The organism is Paenibacillus aestuarii (genome assembly GCF_027789125.1).
Classification (GTDB): Bacteria; Bacillota; Bacilli; order Paenibacillales; family NBRC-103111; genus Paenibacillus_E; species Paenibacillus_E aestuarii.
Genome location: NZ_JAQFVF010000023.1, coordinates 21,902 through 38,797, shown reverse-complemented (window position 1 = coordinate 38,797; position 16,896 = coordinate 21,902). Strand labels below are relative to the sequence as shown.

The 16,896-nt window shown below is 46.5% G+C and carries 13 protein-coding genes; 11 read left to right on the top strand and 2 right to left on the bottom strand.

The window, feature by feature from the left end; genetic code table 11:
- Nucleotides 1-16 precede the first annotated feature (16 nt).
- From O9139_RS08765 to O9139_RS08715, 11 genes are all read left to right on the top strand, one after another.
- Nucleotides 17-1,762, top strand: coding sequence for a class I mannose-6-phosphate isomerase (locus O9139_RS08765; RefSeq protein WP_270879083.1), 1,746 nt, complete (start codon nucleotides 17-19; stop codon nucleotides 1,760-1,762).
- 24 nt (nucleotides 1,763-1,786) lie between these two features.
- A complete protein-coding gene (locus O9139_RS08760; RefSeq protein ID WP_270879082.1) occupies nucleotides 1,787-2,728 on the top strand; it encodes an ROK family protein in 942 nt (313 codons plus the stop codon).
- Nucleotides 2,729-2,733: 5 nt separating this feature from the next.
- Nucleotides 2,734-3,924, top strand: coding sequence for a CdaR family transcriptional regulator (locus tag O9139_RS08755; protein ID WP_270879081.1), 1,191 nt, complete (start codon nucleotides 2,734-2,736; stop codon nucleotides 3,922-3,924).
- Nucleotides 3,925-4,025: 101 nt separating this feature from the next.
- Entirely contained in the window at nucleotides 4,026-5,765 is a 1,740-nt protein-coding gene (locus O9139_RS08750) for an alpha-amylase family glycosyl hydrolase (protein WP_270879080.1), read from the top strand.
- On the top strand, nucleotides 5,762-6,925 hold the full coding sequence (locus O9139_RS08745) for a glycerate kinase (protein ID WP_270879079.1): 1,164 nt from the start codon (nucleotides 5,762-5,764) through the stop codon (nucleotides 6,923-6,925). The genes O9139_RS08750 and O9139_RS08745 overlap by 4 nt, the downstream gene beginning before the upstream one ends.
- Nucleotides 6,922-8,286 (top strand): glycosyltransferase family 4 protein, encoded by a 1,365-nt coding sequence (locus O9139_RS08740; RefSeq protein WP_270879078.1) that lies wholly within the window; start codon nucleotides 6,922-6,924, stop codon nucleotides 8,284-8,286. Before O9139_RS08745 ends, O9139_RS08740 begins: the two co-directional genes overlap by 4 nt.
- Nucleotides 8,279-9,637: an extracellular solute-binding protein gene (locus O9139_RS08735; RefSeq protein ID WP_270879077.1), complete on the top strand. Its 1,359-nt coding sequence runs from the start codon at nucleotides 8,279-8,281 to the stop codon at nucleotides 9,635-9,637. The genes O9139_RS08740 and O9139_RS08735 overlap by 8 nt, the downstream gene beginning before the upstream one ends.
- Before the next feature lie 57 nt (nucleotides 9,638-9,694).
- Nucleotides 9,695-10,597 (top strand): carbohydrate ABC transporter permease, encoded by a 903-nt coding sequence (locus tag O9139_RS08730; RefSeq protein WP_270879076.1) that lies wholly within the window; start codon nucleotides 9,695-9,697, stop codon nucleotides 10,595-10,597.
- A 12-nt stretch (nucleotides 10,598-10,609) separates the two neighbouring features.
- Nucleotides 10,610-11,428 carry a carbohydrate ABC transporter permease gene (locus O9139_RS08725; RefSeq protein WP_270879075.1) on the top strand — a complete coding sequence of 273 codons (819 nt, stop codon included), beginning with the start codon at nucleotides 10,610-10,612 and terminating at the stop codon, nucleotides 11,426-11,428.
- 13 nt (nucleotides 11,429-11,441) lie between these two features.
- The gene (locus O9139_RS08720) at nucleotides 11,442-12,119 is read left to right on the top strand and encodes an SGNH/GDSL hydrolase family protein (protein ID WP_270879074.1); all 678 of its coding nucleotides are present in this window, start codon (nucleotides 11,442-11,444) and stop codon (nucleotides 12,117-12,119) included.
- A gap of 31 nt (nucleotides 12,120-12,150) precedes the next feature.
- Nucleotides 12,151-13,812 carry an MGH1-like glycoside hydrolase domain-containing protein gene (locus tag O9139_RS08715; protein WP_270879073.1) on the top strand — a complete coding sequence of 554 codons (1,662 nt, stop codon included), beginning with the start codon at nucleotides 12,151-12,153 and terminating at the stop codon, nucleotides 13,810-13,812.
- 632 nt (nucleotides 13,813-14,444) lie between these two features.
- On the opposite strand, the gene O9139_RS08710 is transcribed toward O9139_RS08715, so the two are convergent.
- Nucleotides 14,445-15,167 (bottom strand): type 1 glutamine amidotransferase, encoded by a 723-nt coding sequence (locus tag O9139_RS08710; RefSeq protein WP_270879072.1) that lies wholly within the window; start codon nucleotides 15,165-15,167, stop codon nucleotides 14,445-14,447.
- Nucleotides 15,148-16,485 (bottom strand): MurT ligase domain-containing protein, encoded by a 1,338-nt coding sequence (locus O9139_RS08705; protein ID WP_270879071.1) that lies wholly within the window; start codon nucleotides 16,483-16,485, stop codon nucleotides 15,148-15,150. Before O9139_RS08705 ends, O9139_RS08710 begins: the two co-directional genes overlap by 20 nt.
- Nucleotides 16,486-16,896: the final 411 nt, after the last annotated feature.

Here is a 16,896-nt window from a genome sequence, read left to right as displayed (position 1 = left end):
GGAGGCAATGATAACGATGACGACTATGTATAACAAAGAGCCATCCATTTTCGTTAATAGTAAGGATCGAGAGGCATACCGCGGATATGAGGATATCGGAACGTTATTGCAGAATCAATTGCAAAACAAGCGTAAATCCATTCTGGTCATCGAATGCTATCCTGGGGTCCGGCAGCAGGAGATCATCGATGGACTCAGTCCTTATCTTCATTCTCCAGCTATCATCGATGCAGAAACGGCCGTATTGGAGAACGCTGAGATTGAAAGCATGGTGCAGCGATATTTAACGGATGACCGTGTATTTGGATACATGTCCCCGTTTCAAATAGAAGAGATGTATCACAAGCAAAAACTGGCGAAGCTTCGAGAGCAAGTGGAGTCCATTCACGAAGGGACGGTCGTCATTATCGGTTTTGGTGCGTCGCTTGTGACTTCCGGAGATTTGCTTGTATACGCGGATCTGGCTCGCTGGGAAATACAGCTTCGCTTCCGCTCGAAGGAGCTTGGTAATTGGCAGGCGCACAATAAAGACGAAGATTTGCTGCGTAAATACAAGCGGAGCTATTTCCATGAATGGCGTATGGCGGATCGTCTGAAACGGACACTGTTTCCGCAAATCGACTATTATCTCGATACCAATAAGCGAAGTGATCCCAAACTGGTATCGTGGAATGCATTGCAGGATGGGATGAAGCAAATCGCGCGGCAGCCTTTTCGGTTGGTACCCTATTTTGATCCTGGTGTCTGGGGTGGGACTTGGCTTGAAGAGAAGCTGGCACTGCCTGGCAAAGAGCATCCGTACGCATGGGGGTTCGACGGTGTTCCGGAGGAGAATAGCTTATACTTAGACTTCGGCTCGGTTCGAGTGGAAGTACCGGCGATTAATCTTGTATTCCTTCAGCCTAAGGAACTTCTGGGAGAGCGGGTTTACGCTCGATTCGGCGCGGAGTTCCCGATCCGATTCGATTTCTTGGATACAATAGGTGGACAGAACTTAAGTCTTCAAGTTCACCCGACCGCGGATTATATTCATCATCGCTTCGGTATGCACTATACGCAGGATGAGAGTTACTATATCCTCGATGCAAAGCCTGGAGCCCAAGTCTATTTAGGCCTTAGAGAAGAGGTTCAGCCCGAAGCGATGCTGGAGGACTTGCAGAAGGCAGAGCAGGGAGACGGCTCGTTCCCGGCTGAACAGTACGTGAACATCTTCCCTGCTTCCAAGCATGATCACTTCTTAATCCCTGCAGGAACGGTTCATTGTTCGGGTAACGATTGCATGGTGCTTGAAATTAGTGCGACGCCGTACATTTTTACCTTCAAGCTGTGGGATTGGGATCGACTGGGGCTGGATGGCAAGCCGCGTCCGGTTCATCTTGAGCACGGTTCCAAAGTCATTCAATGGGACCGGACGACATCATGGGTCGAACAAGAATTGGTCGGCAGAGTCGAACAGATAGCTGAGGGAATCGGCTGGCGCGAGGAGCGGACCGGTCTGCATGAATATCAATTTATTGAAACACGGCGTCATTGGTTCTCCGAACCAGTGCTGCACACAGGCAACGATAGTGTACAAATGCTGAACTTAGTCGAAGGAGAAGAAGCTGTCGTGGAAAGCCCTACAGGCGAATTCGCGCCATTCATTGTGCACTATGCAGAGACATTTATCATTCCTGCGTCGATTGAGAGCTTCATCATCAAGCCGAGCGGACCGAGTATCGGCAAAACCATTGTGACCATTAAGGCATATGTCAAGGCGTGAGATAGACAAACGGAGGTAAAATTCATGAAGAAAGGAATCTACTTAACGTTCGATGTTGGAGGCACGTCGATCAAAGCCGGGGTTGTCGATGGATCGGGTGAGGTGCTCACACATACGCTGTCGCAATATGAATCCAAGGCCAATGGCACCGCAACTGAAATTATAGATCATTTCATTCACATGGCCGTCGACCTGCTTGACAAAGCCGATATTGACAAACAACAACGGATTGCAGGGATTGGTTACGCATTCCCCGGACCGTTCGATTATGAACAGGGGATTAGCTATATTCAAGGCTTGGACAAATTCGAGGGCTTGTACGGGCTACGATTCGGCGATTTATTGCGGAAAGGGATCGAGGAGAACGGCCAGATTGCGGCAAGAATGGATCGAGAGAGTATACTACGTTTCGAGAACGATGCGGCTCTCTTCGCATTGGGTGAAGCCTATTTCGGACAGGCTGCAACCTTCCGGAAAGCCGTCTGCTTCACGCTTGGAACGGGAGTAGGGTCTGGCTTTATGGAATCCGGTCACTTAATTAAGCAGCGTGAGGACATTCCAGCTAATGGCTGGGTGTATCATCTACCGTATCGCTCTGGGATTGCCGATGATTATATCTCCCGAAGGGGGCTGCTCGAACTGGCTCGTGATTTTGGGCTAAACCGTTCGGGACAAGATGTGAAAGAGCTAGCTGATGCGGCTCGTCGCGGGGAAGAGGCTGCACTGCAATTGTTTAATGCCTTCGGTAGACAGATGGGAGAAGCACTCGCGTCAGCGCTGAAGACGTTTGCCCCGGACATCATCGTGCTGGGAGGACAAATCTCTAAGAGTGGAGAACTGTTCGTGCCAAGCTTCAGTCGAGAACTCAGTCATAGAGGTGTTATAACCTCGGTTGCCATTAGTACGGACTCGTTACGAAGCACACTACTAGGTATATATCAAATGCTGCAAGCTCATAGGGGCTGATGCGAATGATCTCTGGTAAAAAATCACAATATATCGTAAAAGAGCTGTCAAAAATTGTTGGCCATAACATCAACTTCATGAACGATGAGGGCATAGTGATCGCCAGTACGGATCAGTCGAGAATCGGTGTTGTTCATGAAGGAGCCTTGATCGTTCTTAAGACGAAAAAGAAGCTCGAAGTCAAAGAGAATGAGTATGCAGGAACGAAGGCCGGCATTAATTTGCCCGTCTATTTCGAGAATCGCATCATCGGCGTTATCGGCATCACATCAACGGAACCAGAAGTGATGAAAATGGCGGAAATTATCCGCAAAATGACGGAAATTTTGATTAAAGAACAGCTAATCGATGAGCGGGAAGAAATCGTAAATCAGTCCAGGGAAGTGTTTATCCGAGATTGGCTGGAAGGCAGATGGAAGGAAGAAAAAGTGCTTTCTTCGCGGGGCTGGATGCTGGGGCTGAACGTAAATCTGCCTCGGGTGGCGGTAACGATCCACATTCAGCATGAGGATGATAAGCTGCACAAAAACCCGTCCTTCGACCTACAGAAAGAGCATAATCGATATTTCGGCTATTTACGCGAGGCGGTCAAGTTTAACGAACAAGATTTAATCGTTCCACTCGGTCTAATGAAATTTGTCATCCTCCTTACAAGTCAGGGGTCTAGTGCAGAAAAGAATATAGAATTCGTTTCGCATAAAATTCATTATATCCTCCGGCAGCTGCCGAAATCCGAACATTTCTCTATCATCGTAGGCGTCGGCGGCCACTACGATTTCATCCGCGGCGTATCGGCTTCCTATTTGGAAGCGGAAAAAGCTGCATCGTTGGCTAAGCCAACCGGAGACGTGAGCATCGTCTTTTACGACGACTTGCGGTTGGAAATCCTGCTAGAAAGTGTCCCGGAGGAAAATCGGCAACCCTTCGTTCGGAAAATTTTGAATCTGGAAAGCTTCTCCGACCCTGAAGAAATCACGGAAACGTTAAGCTTGTTCTTTGCCTGCAACCAATCCATTAATAAAACGGCAGAGCAGCTTTACATCCATAAAAATACGCTTCAATACCGATTGATCAAAATTAAGGAAACAACCGGCTACGACCCAAGAGTATTCGATGAGGCGGTGCTGCTCTACCTGGCACTATACTTCAAGCCGGAACATGCGGGAGTGCCGTTCGTTACAAAGAACAATAAATGATAACTATCTAAGGTTCAGGATTGGTATCCGTACCATGTTATACGCTTTCAAAACCTGTTACGCTTGATGCACAACAAATGATAAAGGTGGTTTTGACAGCTATGGCAATTCAGAAATCTAGCGATACATTATTAATGAAGCTTAATTTTATATACGGAACAGAGAAGGCCGCGACTCTATTTCTAGAAATTAATCGACTGCTGGTCACATATTCGGAAGCATCGAAGGCAGATCGTAAACGCTGGGTATCAGAAAAGGACATCATGCTGATCACCTACGGTGATTCGATTCTCAGCGAAGGCGAAAAGCCGCTTCAAACGCTTAGAAAGTTCTTATTAAACAATTGCAAGGACATGCTGTCATCGGTTCATATCCTGCCATTCTATCCTTATTCCTCCGACGATGGCTTTTCAGTCATTGATTATCGAGAGGTCAACCCGGAATTGGGGGATTGGGACGATGTCACCGAGCTGTCACGCGACTTTGAGTTGATGTTTGACGGCGTCATCAATCATATTTCACAGCATAGCGACTGGTTTCAACGGTATTTGTCGGGTGATGAAAAGTTTGCTGATTACTTTGTCGAAGCCGATCCGAACGTTGACTATAGCAGCGTTACCCGCCCGCGTGCTTTACCTCTGCTGACCAAGTTTCAGACGTCTAGGGGTGAGAAGAGCATATGGACAACGTTCAGTGATGATCAAATTGATTTGAACTTTGCCAATGAGAAGGTGCTTTTAGAAATTTTGGAAATCCTTCTCATGTATATTGCGCGCGGAGCTCGGTACATTCGTTTGGATGCGATTGGGTTTATGTGGAAAGAGCTTGGAACGACGTGTATGCATTTGGAAGAAACTCATGCGATTGTCCAAGTGATCCGAGAAGTGATGGAGGCTGCGGCGCCGGAAACGGTGATTATTACAGAGACCAATGTTCCTCATAAGGATAATATCAGCTATTTTGGGAATGGCTCCAACGAAGCTCATATGGTATATCAATTTCCGCTTCCGCCGCTCACATTGCATACACTGCAAACGGGAAATAGCCGCAAGCTTCTAGAATGGGCCGATTCGCTTGAACCGACGACACAAGAGAGTGCTTTCTTCAATTTCCTTTCGTCACACGACGGTATAGGTGTCCGCCCAGTCGAAGGCATTTTGACGAAGGATGAAGTGAATGCAATGGCGTTAAAGGTGCAGGAGCATGGTGGATTCATTTCCTACAAGGACAACGGTGACGGGACGAAAAGCCCTTATGAATTAAATATCAACTATTTGAATGCGTTATCACACCCTGAGGAAGCGGACCAACTGAAGGTCAAGCGATTTAACGCCGCACATGCCATTCTCCTATCGTTTATGGGAATGCCGGCCATTTACGTTCATAGCCTGCTCGGATCTCAAAACGATCTGGAGGGTGTAAAGAAAACCGGCCGATACCGTTCCATTAACAGAGAACAGTTGCAGTACGATCAGGTGCAGCTTGAACTGGGGACGAAGGGTTCGCTGCGGGAGCAAGTATTCCACTCCCTCCGTAAGCTTATCGAGGCAAGATCAGCTGAGCCTTGCTTCCATCCCAATGCATCACAACGTGTCCTGAAATGCGACGACCGGCTATTCACCTTGGTTCGTACGTCATCTCAGGGTGAGGAGGTACTGGTTGTCGTGAACATCACTAATGATCTGATACAAGTCCCTCTTCAGACGAGCTGGGCGTATGGAGATCGCGTGGTAGACTTGATCTCTGGCCAAACCTTGGAGATCGAGGACGTTCTTCAGCTCCACCTTGAGCCTTACCAAGTGATGTGGATCAAACGGCTAAAAGGGGAGAATGAAAAGTGAAAGTTGTCATTTCTCCGGATTCCTTTAAAGGGTCCATGTCTACGATGAGCGCAGCCGAACAAATCGAAGCAGGCATACTCGCCGTATTTCCTACAGCACAAACCGTCATGATCCCGATGGCAGACGGAGGTGAAGGTACAGCAGAAACGTACCGGATGATTGCTGGAGGCGAAATGATTTGGCATGAGGTGAAAGATCCTGGTAATCGGGACATCCTCGCCAGCTATTGCTGGATCGAAAAAGAGCGGACGGCGGTCATCGAGACAGCGGCTGCCTCAGGGCTCACCCTTCTGAAAGAAGCTGAGCGCAAGCCGGATGGGCTTTCGACATTCGGGACGGGACAGCTCATTCGCTTGGCCCTTGATCGCGGTGCAAAGAGAATCATCATCGGTTTAGGCGGTAGCGCAACCATCGATGCGGGGCTGGGATGCTTACAGGCATTAGGCTTGCAATGCTTCGATCGAGATGGAAAGGGACTGAACGGCGGGGTTATTGAGCTAGGGGCCATCGCTAGCATGGACGCCAGTCCTTTGGATCCACGGCTCAGCCAAATCGAGCTAATCATCGCTTCCGATGTGAAGAATCCTTTGCTTGGATCGGAAGGGGCCGTTCACATTTTCGGGCCGCAAAAAGGCTTGAAGCCAGACGAAACCGACAACTTCGAGCGACAAATGAGCCGTATTGCTGAACTTGTGGTTCAAGAGTCCGGGCAAGACATGCGGACAAGTCCCGGCGCTGGTGCTGCGGGCGGACTCGGATTTGCGCTGCAATCCTTCTTCCCGAATCTGAGCCTCATGAGCGGCTTTGAGCTGATTGCCCAGCTGAGCGGCTTGGAACAACAGATAGCAGCTGCTGATCTGGTCATTACAGGCGAAGGGAAGTTTGACGGCCAGTCCATGTATGGTAAAGCGCCCATCGGTATTTCAAGATTAGCCAAGCAGCATGATGTCCCGGTTGTAGTCTTTACTGGACGATTCGAGGGTACCGAGCAGTCGATCCGCCAGGAGGGTGTTCATGCAGTCGTCCCCATCGTCGATAAGATTATGGCGCTGGACGAATCCATGGATCAAGGAGAGGTGCTGCTTAAGCAGGCCGTCATCCGTTTCTTTGAAACGATGCGCCTCGCAGGGCATCTCACCGCGAGAGGGGTGAAACTTTGAACATCGCGCTCGCCCACTTCAGAGTTGGAGAAACAGATGGCGTTTCCTTGGAAATGGAAAAGTGGAGAGAGGCTCTGATCCGCATGGGCCATCAAGTCCTGTTTCTAGCTGGAAGTGAAGGACAAGCAAGCGCTCATGTCATCCCTGAGCTTCATTACAAGCACCCGATGAATGAGAAGTTTACTTTTAATGCATTCGATAAACAAATAGACTACGAATCCGAGCAGGAATTTGCGGACGACGTCATGTTTTTTGCTAAACGAATGGAAGACCAATTGATCGATTTTATCGAAATGGAACAAATCGAATTGCTCATCGCCTTCAATTTGTTGTCGTTAGGCTGGAGCTTACCGGCTGGGATCGCTCTCACAACGGCTTTGGAGAAAACCGGCATTCCTTGCGCAGCATTTCATAACAATTTTTTTTGGCAGCGCGATAATTATTCGCGGCCTACCTGTAGCATTGTTAACGACTGGTTAGAACGTTTTTTTCCGCCGGATTTGTCCAATGTAGTTCATATCGTTTCGAACAGTCTTTATCAGAAGGAATTAAAGGAACGCCGTCATCTGAATGCTGTCGTTATACCAAATGTGTTCGATTTTGACGGTGAGTCTTGGACAGGCGATTCCTATAACGCAACTTTACGTCAGGATATTGGTGTGAATGAGGATGACATTGTTATTTTGCAAGCAACCCGGGTTACAGAACGCAAAACGATCGAGCTCGGAATCGATGTCGTGGCTCAGCTACAGTTGAGGGTCGAAGCGCTTAAACGCCGTAAGGCAACTCTATATAACGGGAAGCAGTTATCCGAGAGAAGTCGAGTCGTCTATGTTTTGGCGGGCATGCCTGAATCCAGTTACGAATATACCGAGAAGTTACGGATCAAAGCCGAACATCTTGGAATCGATATGAGGTATATTAGCTCCAAAATTAGCCACTCCAGGACCTACTCCGATGGGGGTAAGAAATATTCGCTTTGGGACGCCTACGTCATTTCTGATTTCGTCACGTTTCCAAGTGTAGTCGAAGGCTGGGGGAATCAACTGCTTGAAGCGGTTTATGCCCGAAAACCACTATTGATTTATGAATACCCCGTATACAAAGAGGACATACGAAATTACGGATTCCATTTTGTCTCCCTTGGGAGCAGCCATCGATGGATGGAAGATGGACTGGCAAGTGTAGACTCGCCAATCGTTGAAGCTGCCGCTCAGCAGATGGCAGAGCTTCTTGCAGGTGCCAATCAGTACATGCGTACTGTACAGCATAATTTCCAAATTGGAAAAACTAGTTTTTCGTTTGACTCGCTTCATCAGCTATTAAAGCCATTAATTGAGGAGGTCGAAAAAAATGATTAAAAAGTTAGGGTTAGCTTCAATGGTGGGACTTATGGGGATCATGTCGGCTTGCGGAGGCGCAGCGACAGACAATGCACCTGCTGCAGGATCGACTACACCAGCTAAAGATGCCGCACAAAGCAACGGCAAGGTAACGGAAATCAGCATGCAGATTGCATGGGCAAGTGACTCAGGCCGAGGCAAAGCGATCCAAGAAATGATCGACCAGTTCCAGAAAGAAAATCCGAATGTAAAGGTCAACTTGCTCGGAGGCGTACAAACCGGACAAAAGCTTCTTACCCAAATCTTAAGCGGAAAATCGCCTGAAGTACTTCAAATTTCTTACGGCGACGCCAAGCCGCTAGCGGCCCAAGGAGCGTTCGTGGATTTGATGAAGGACTTTGGCGCTGAAAAAACGAACTATATGCCGCAAATTTGGACTTTGGCTGAAGATAATGGCAAGCTGATGGGGATGCCTTGGCTTGGTCACACGATCGAAGTCATTTACAACAAAACCTTATTTGAAAAAGCCGGAATTAAAGATACGCCTAAAACGTGGGATGAATTTTACGCGGTTGCCAAAAAATTGACGGTAGATACGAACGGGGACGGGAAGCCGGATCAATTCGGGATCGGATTAGCTGGTAAGCAAAGCGGCGACCTGGCATGGATGTATGATTTGTTTGCAGGTCAGGCCGGTGCCAAGCTAGTCACGCAAAACAATGGGCAGTCAGAAGTGGCTATCAATTCCCCAGAAGGGATTAAGGCGCTGGATTTTTATACGAAGCTGCTGAAAGAAACATCTCCTCCAGATTCATTGACGAAAGATGGGGGAGCTATTCAGACTGACTTTGCAAATCAAGTCGTAGCGATGGAATTATCCGGCCCATGGGGCGTGGGAACCGCTTGGAAAACGAACGGCAAATTTGAGGGTGGGGTATTCGAAGTTCCAACCGGGCCGGCTGGCAAAGCCACGGAGGTGACCACATACCTCCTGTCCGTTCCTACCGGAGTAACGGGCGACAAGCTGGCCGCTTCTGAAAAGCTGATCAAGTTCTTGTGCTCCAAGCAGGGACAAGAAATGGTAATGAATGGTGAAAAGGGAGACGACGGGAAATACTATCCATATCGTATGCCGATTCGTAAAGATATGGAGGACACTAAATTTTATAATGATCATCCTGAATTCAAAGTGTTTATGAAGGGTATAGAGTATCCAATGACCTTGTTCCCGATTCCGCAATGGGCTCAAATTAGTGACGAAGTTTACACGAGTGCATTAAATCAGGCCGTGTCTGGAAAAATTTCTTCAGCGGATGCTTTGAAAATGGTACAAGAGAAAGGCAATGCAATCATTAAAAATTCCAAGTAAACAAGAGGGGAGCACCTGTAGGCCCGGGTGCTCCTTATTTCGTAAGGGGGAGCTACCATGAAGGCTTTAAAAAGTAAGCTTGGGGACCTTAACGCCTATCTATTTTTATTACCCTCGCTCATCGTTTTAGGTCTCTTTTTAATTTATCCCATCATTTGGTCCATCATTGTCAGCTTTAAGGATATAAAGCCGATCACGCTTAAAACCGCCGGACTATTCCAAATCCCCGGTTCCTTCGTTGGCTTTGACAATTATTCAGCGGCACTTCATAATCCGTTGTTCTTCAAAGCGGTTTTTAATACCACCTATTTTGGTTTACTTTATATCCCGCTTTCCTTGGTTGGCTCCGTCTTTTTGGCTGTACTTGTGAACCAAAAGCTGAAAGGCGTAAATTTTGTTAGATCCATTTTTTTTATCCCCTACATTATTTCGATTGTCAGCGGTAGCTTGATCTTCATGTTCTTATTCAATGGGGACAAGGGACTGATCAATGCATTACTGCAAAAGTTCGGAATGAATGGGCCCAACTGGCTGGCCAATGCGGTCTGGGCGATGCCGGTTATCGTGCTCATGTCTTGCTGGCGAAATATCGGGTACTACATGCTAATTTATTTGTCAGGTTTGCAGAACATCCCGAAGGATCTATATGAAGTAGCTGATGTAGAAGGTGCTAACAAATTGCAAAAATTCCGGTATATCACCTGGCCCATGCTAGGTCGAATATCGTTAGTAATATTGATTTTGCTCTTGATTCATTCGCTCAATGTATTTCAGGAAATCTTTATCATGACAGGCGGCGGTCCTGGGGATTCGACGATTACGGTTCCATTCCTTATCTATAATCGAGCCTTCAGATATTATGAGTTTGGTCCTGCTGCAGCGATGTCTTACTTATTGTTCATCTTTGTCGTAGGGATCACGATTATTCAGCGGAAATTTGTTGATCGAAGATTAAGCTAGGGGGTCAGTAAAATGAAAAATAAGAGCTTACTGCCCACAATTGTTCTTTGGGCTATTGGCATTGTATTCCTGATTCCGATCTATTGGGTGCTGGTATCCAGTTTTAAAGGAGATGCGGAAATTACAAGATTTCCACCAACCTTCTTCCCTGAAACGTTGGTTTGGCAGAACTACCCTGATATATGGAACAAGCTCAAAATCGGTATAACGTTTACAAATTCGTTTTTAGTAGCGGTTCCTACCGTTGCCCTTACGGTGCTGTTCTCGAGCATGGCCGGGTATGCATTTTCCAAAAAGCGGTTTTTAGGAAGAAATGTGCTGTTCTCAGGTTTGATCGCGACGATGATCGTGCCACCGACTGTCCTTCTGCTGCCGCTGTATTTCATTATTACAAAGCTGGGTATGTTTGACTCGCTGCTCGGTCTCATTATTCCTTTCTCCGTTACGGTCTTTGCCATCTTTTTCACCAAACAGTACATCGACGATATTCCGGACGAAATGCTGGAGGCGGCCAAAATCGACGGTTCAGGCGATTTCCATACGTTTACCCGCATTATCATTCCATTGATCCGTCCTGCTATTACGACACTAGTCATTATCGATTTCGTTCAAAACTGGAATTCGTTCACCATGCCGCTCGTCCTGCTGCAGAGCGAATCGAACTACACGCTGCCGCTCAAGCTCGCCATGATGCTCCAAAATTCGGATAACGTTTCGTGGTCCAAAATTTTAGCTGCCAACGTCGTGTCCTTGGTGCCGGCGCTAACCGTATTCCTTTTGCTTCAAAAGCAATTTGTCAATGGCTTGATGGCTGGGGCCGTAAAAGGGTAAAGGAGGCTCAGACATGAAACGCAAATATAAAATCGCTTGTCTCGGCGATTCGATGACGGCTTTTTGGGGAACCGAGATGCCTGAGCTGAGAGATGCGTTAGCAAAGCACTTTCCAGAACAGCCTTTTGAATTGTTTAACTATGGGGTAAGCGGTACCCGGGCGGAGTATGGCATTTATCGGATCACCCACGATTTCCCGAATCCGTTCGGAGCAGGGTCGCAAAAATGCTTATCGGCTGTTAGCCCGGACCTGGTCGTAGTCGAATCGTTCGCCTATAACCATCGCTTGGATGGCAAGCATCGCATCGATAACTACAATGACGTGCTGCGCCGAATGTTTGATGTGCTGAGAGCTACAACGCCCGCCAAGCTGCTTTTTCTCATTACGATCCCGCCAGATCGAGAAAACTTCCTAGATCATGTCCCAACGTATCGTGAAGTAGCGAAAGACATGAGGCAGGAATGGGCTGCTTACAGCGAGATGTACCTGGAGGCCGCGGTTCAATTTGCAGAAATGGAACATCTGCCTTGTATAAACATCTACGAGCGCGTCAAAGAGAAAGTGAAATCGGGGGTTCCGATCTCTTGGTTCATAGACCAAAATGACCATATCCATCCTAGTCGTTACGCTTATGAGCTGATTGGGGAAGAGATTGCAGAAGCGATCCACCGGTTAGATTGTATACAATAAACTTTTTTCATTGGTGGGGGGAGATCACCTTATGACTAATAACCAAGTTCAACAAGAGCAGCAAAGAAGAGGACTATTTTTCAATAAGAAGACATATGCGGATACGTCACTTTTGACATTTGAGGAAGCTCGCAGCCTACTCCCTGAACCTATTTTTGAAAGCCGTCAAGATTATATCGATTGCTACTGGCGGACGTGGGAGATCGCTTACCGCAACACACATGTACCAACGCCGCAAAGCGGCTTTGTCAGCAATTTCACCGACGCGGCGTTCAGCAACAATATCTTTTTGTGGGATACAGCGTTTATTACGATGTTTTGTAACCTTGCACACCCGTATATCCCGGGCATCCGTTCGCTCGATAACTTCTACTGTAAGCAGATGGACGACGGAGAAATTTCTCGGCAATATTTCAGAGAAACCGGTGAAGATTTTCCAAAGTGGGTGAACGTCGAGCGAAAGCCGCTGCACTCCTTTTTTCATAATCACTACAAGCATAGAGGGCTCGCGGAAATCAACGATCTTGAATTTGAAGTGATGTATAAGCCGGATCTGGGCCGAACGGTGGAGAACCCTCCTTATTATAGGCTGGATACTTTAAATCACCCGATTGCAGCTTGGGCGGAGCTGGAGAGCTTCAAGCATACGGGGGACCTGAATCGGCTTGAACTTATATGGGAGCCTCTGGTACGATATTACGATGCGCTGCGTTATCATTTGTATAATCAGTATGGATTGTTTGTCACCGATTGGGCCAGCATGGATAACTCGCCTCGCAACAAATATTTAGGAAGCGGACTTGATATTAGCTGTGAGATGGTGCTGTTCGCTCGGAATCTAATCGAAATCGGCGGATACCTGGTCGCCAAGTACATGGAAGTAGGGGCAACCGAAGAAGCGAAACAACTTACCGCCACGATCGAACGCCTTGATCAAGATACAAAATTATTCGCCGATGCCATCAACATTCTGATGTGGGATCCCCAAACTGGATTTTATTATGACCTTAAGAATGACGGGCAGCGAGCTCCCGTGAAAACGATCGCCGCTTATTGGGCGCTGATCGCCGGAATTGCCGACGAAGAGCAGGCTGTCAAGTTGACCGAATGGCTGAACGATCCCAACACCTTCAACCGTGCACACCGTGTACCGGTATGCGCAGCCGATGAACCGGGCTATGATCCTCGGGGCGGATATTGGAGAGGTTCAGTTTGGGCGCCGACAAATACCATGGTCATTCGCGGTTTGGAGAAGTACGGGTACAACGAATTAGCCAAGGAAATTGCACTCAATCACCTAGATAATGTCGTGAAGGTGTTTCAAGATACGGGAACGATTTGGGAAAACTATCCTCCGGATTCCATTGATTCTGGTAATGCGGATAAGAAGGATTTTGTCGGCTGGTCCGGCATTGCTTCGACGCTCTACTTGCTGGAGCATGCCATCGGCCTTAAAGGCAATGCTATTCACAACGAATTGACATGGAGGCTCGAGCCTGGCAAGGGATCTGTTGGCTGCAGACGATACTGGTTTGCGGGGAAAACGGTGGATCTTGTTGCCACTGAGCAGGAGGATGGCTCTTATCTGATTGCGGTTTCAAGTGATGCTCCATTCAAGCTTAAAGTTCAATTCGGTGCTAAGGAGACGATGACGGAGATTAGCGACTCCGCTCAAATCCGAATTTCCTCTTAATTGCACAAAGGAGTCTCTCAACCTAAAAATATACAGTGAATAATTGGAAAAAGAGTTGTGAACGCGTTTTCCTTTGGTTGATACAAAAAAACATCGCAAATTAGGCGATGTTTTTTTGTTTGGCAGCAGTTTTACACGAGCGATCAGCGAATCTCGCCATTATAACAAAAATATCAGACGTACTTGAAGAAATGATTAGTGCTGGTGTAAAGTCAGAATCTATCGGAATGTTGGCATATTGGACTTCGAGAATGACATTGAACAGCGTATTGTAGAGAATAGACGACCCCGCAGGTGCGGATTATGATTTAGAAAATGAAGGTGAAGATCTCCCGAGATGGGTCCTGCTAGAACAAATAATATCAAAAGAACAAAATAAAATTGATTCTAAGCTACCTGGCAGGATGCTAGCGGGAATGTATGAGGTATTCCCATTTAAGAATCCTAATGAATAGAAATTCACACCCAAGGTTGACCAGAGGGAAAAAGCTTGAGAAATCAAGCTTTTATTTTTTTATGTAGGGAAATTTGTGTCATAGAAAAATGCACAAAATTTCCCTACATTTAGACAAACGAAGATTAGCTTCTGCAGCCACTTGAAAAAAAGTGGATTTTTTATTTTGCACGAGTATTCAAACAGAGGTTCGTAAACAAATTTCTTCGGCAATTGAATGAGCTTCAAATTCAAGCCGGTCATCCAGCGGAAGCAAGTCTTTCTTGCCATATTTCCTATCAAGCGCTGCGCCAATGATGCGATCGGCCAGTAAAGGGTTTTTAGGTAAAAGAGGGCCGTGAAGGTAAGACCCGATCAAATTTTTATAGCAGAGGCCTTCCCATCCATCCTCCCCGTTATTGCCATATCCTTTGATCACTTTTCCTAATGGTTCATAGCGATGGAACGTACGGCCGGAATGGTTTTCGAAACCTACAAGTTGTCCGGAGTCCGGTGTATAGATGACAACGTTACCTACCATACGATTTTTTTGCGCTTCCGAGTAAAAATCACAAACATCCAGTCCCATGATGGGCGTACCGTCTGAGGTCACGTAATAATTGCCAAGCAGCTGATAGCCTCCGCATATGGCGAGGCAGCCTACACCGTCGTCGATGCAGGCTTTAAATTCATGTTTAATTTTGAGCAGCTCTTTCGTCACTAAACCTTGCTCACGGTCACTTCCCCCGCCAATGAAAATGAGATCCACGCGGGAGAAGTCAAGGCAGTCCGGCGATTTAATATCGACAACTTCGAGCTGAATGCCTCTCCATTCACAGCGTTTTTGGAGAACGATCACGTTGCCCCTGTCACCATACAGGTTTAATCGATCGGGGAACAAATTATAAAGAACTAGCTTCATAGGCTTGGTTTACACTCCTGTTTAATTCATTTTTCACCTGTTCAAGAGCTGTGTAGGTGGGAAGCAGATAGGTAGGCATTGGGAACTTGCATGCAGTTTGTATAGCGGCTTGGATAGCAGGTTCAATGATAATCCTGCTCTCATCGATACCGGCATATTTTAGCCGCAGGGCGATATCGGCAGCTCTGCTTCCCGAACAAATAATTCGTGTCATATCTACCCTTTGCAAACATTCGAAATCAACATCCCAGATCCACGACACATCGAGGCCGTCTGCGATAAAATCATTAATCACGAACACAATCTGTTTCTGGTAATCCGTCAAAAGGATTTCCGTCAGGGCAGCATTTGTTCCTGAGGGATTTTTATTCAAATTTAGGATGTATGGGTACCCCTTATGATAAAACAATTGCATACGACCATTTTCTGTATGATAACTTTGTAATGATTCCCGGATGTAAGCTGGCTCCACACCCAATTCTTTCGCACATGCGATCGCGGCTAAGGCATTATACGCGTTATAAGCGCCTGTCATTTTGGTATGATAGGTTTCATTTTGGAGTGTGAACGTTAAAGGTGTGCTATGTATGCTTTCGATTTCATAATGCGGGGTAGGGCGTTTAAATCCGCAGGCACAATGATATATTCCAAGCTGATTAAAATGGATGTGGTCGTACTGAATCTCATCTCCGCATAAAGAGCAGTATTTGGATTCGCTTGTCCCATAATTTCCAAAGGGATAGGCCCCTTTATGGAGGCCATAAAAAGTTTTGCTTTTATCTAAGGCATTCAGGCGGAAAACGAAGGGATCATCGGCGTTTAAAATTAATTTCGTATCCATCGGATGAATGGATTTCTCAAGGTCTTTAATAAGCATATCAATCTCGCCATACCGGTCTAATTGGTCACGGAAGAAATTGGTGACGATAATCATTTTTGGACTCACTTGCTTCAGGATGACAGGCATGGTAGCCTCATCCACTTCAAGAACGGCATAGTCATATTTCAGTTTTCCAAAAAGCGGCGCCTGATTAATGAAACATGCCGTTATTCCGGTAATCATATTGGCCCCTTCAGCGTTATTTATAATTTTCAATCCAGCTGATCTCAATAAGTGAGTGAGTAAATTGGACGTTGTCGTTTTACCGTTTGTACCCGTGATGAATATGAATTGGGTGATTTGTTTAGCAAATTTTTGCAAAATGCGCGGATCCATTTTAAGAGCTACCACGCCAGGCAAAGTTGTACCCTGATGGCCGAGCATCCGGCTTAATTTACCCAATGTTTTACCGCTGAACATGGCCAACTGTTTTTTCAACAACTCATTTCCCCCTATTATCAAACTGATGCGTAATCAAATCTAAATTAATATTCCCGCTGGTTATTAGAAAATACTTGTCGGGCGTGTAAGCGAATGGGCTCTTATCCAATCCTGCTGGATGAAAGGGTGCCTGAGCCACTGAAAAAGTACTGACGGCGTTTTTCAAGAATACAAAAAAATCCTTTTTAGTCTGTGAGATGGCTTTAAACGCTCTATTTGTTGTTTTTCTTTAGCATCCAACTAAAAAATCAATACATTAGGGAAAAAGTAAGGAGCTAAAAAGCATATTTGAGTAATGCTCTTGTTCATACAAATGAGCCTCCGTGTGTACTGAACACAACTAAATAATTAGGAATCCACCCCAGCGCTACTGAAGCAGGATTTCTTTATGGAAAAAGATTTGGTAGA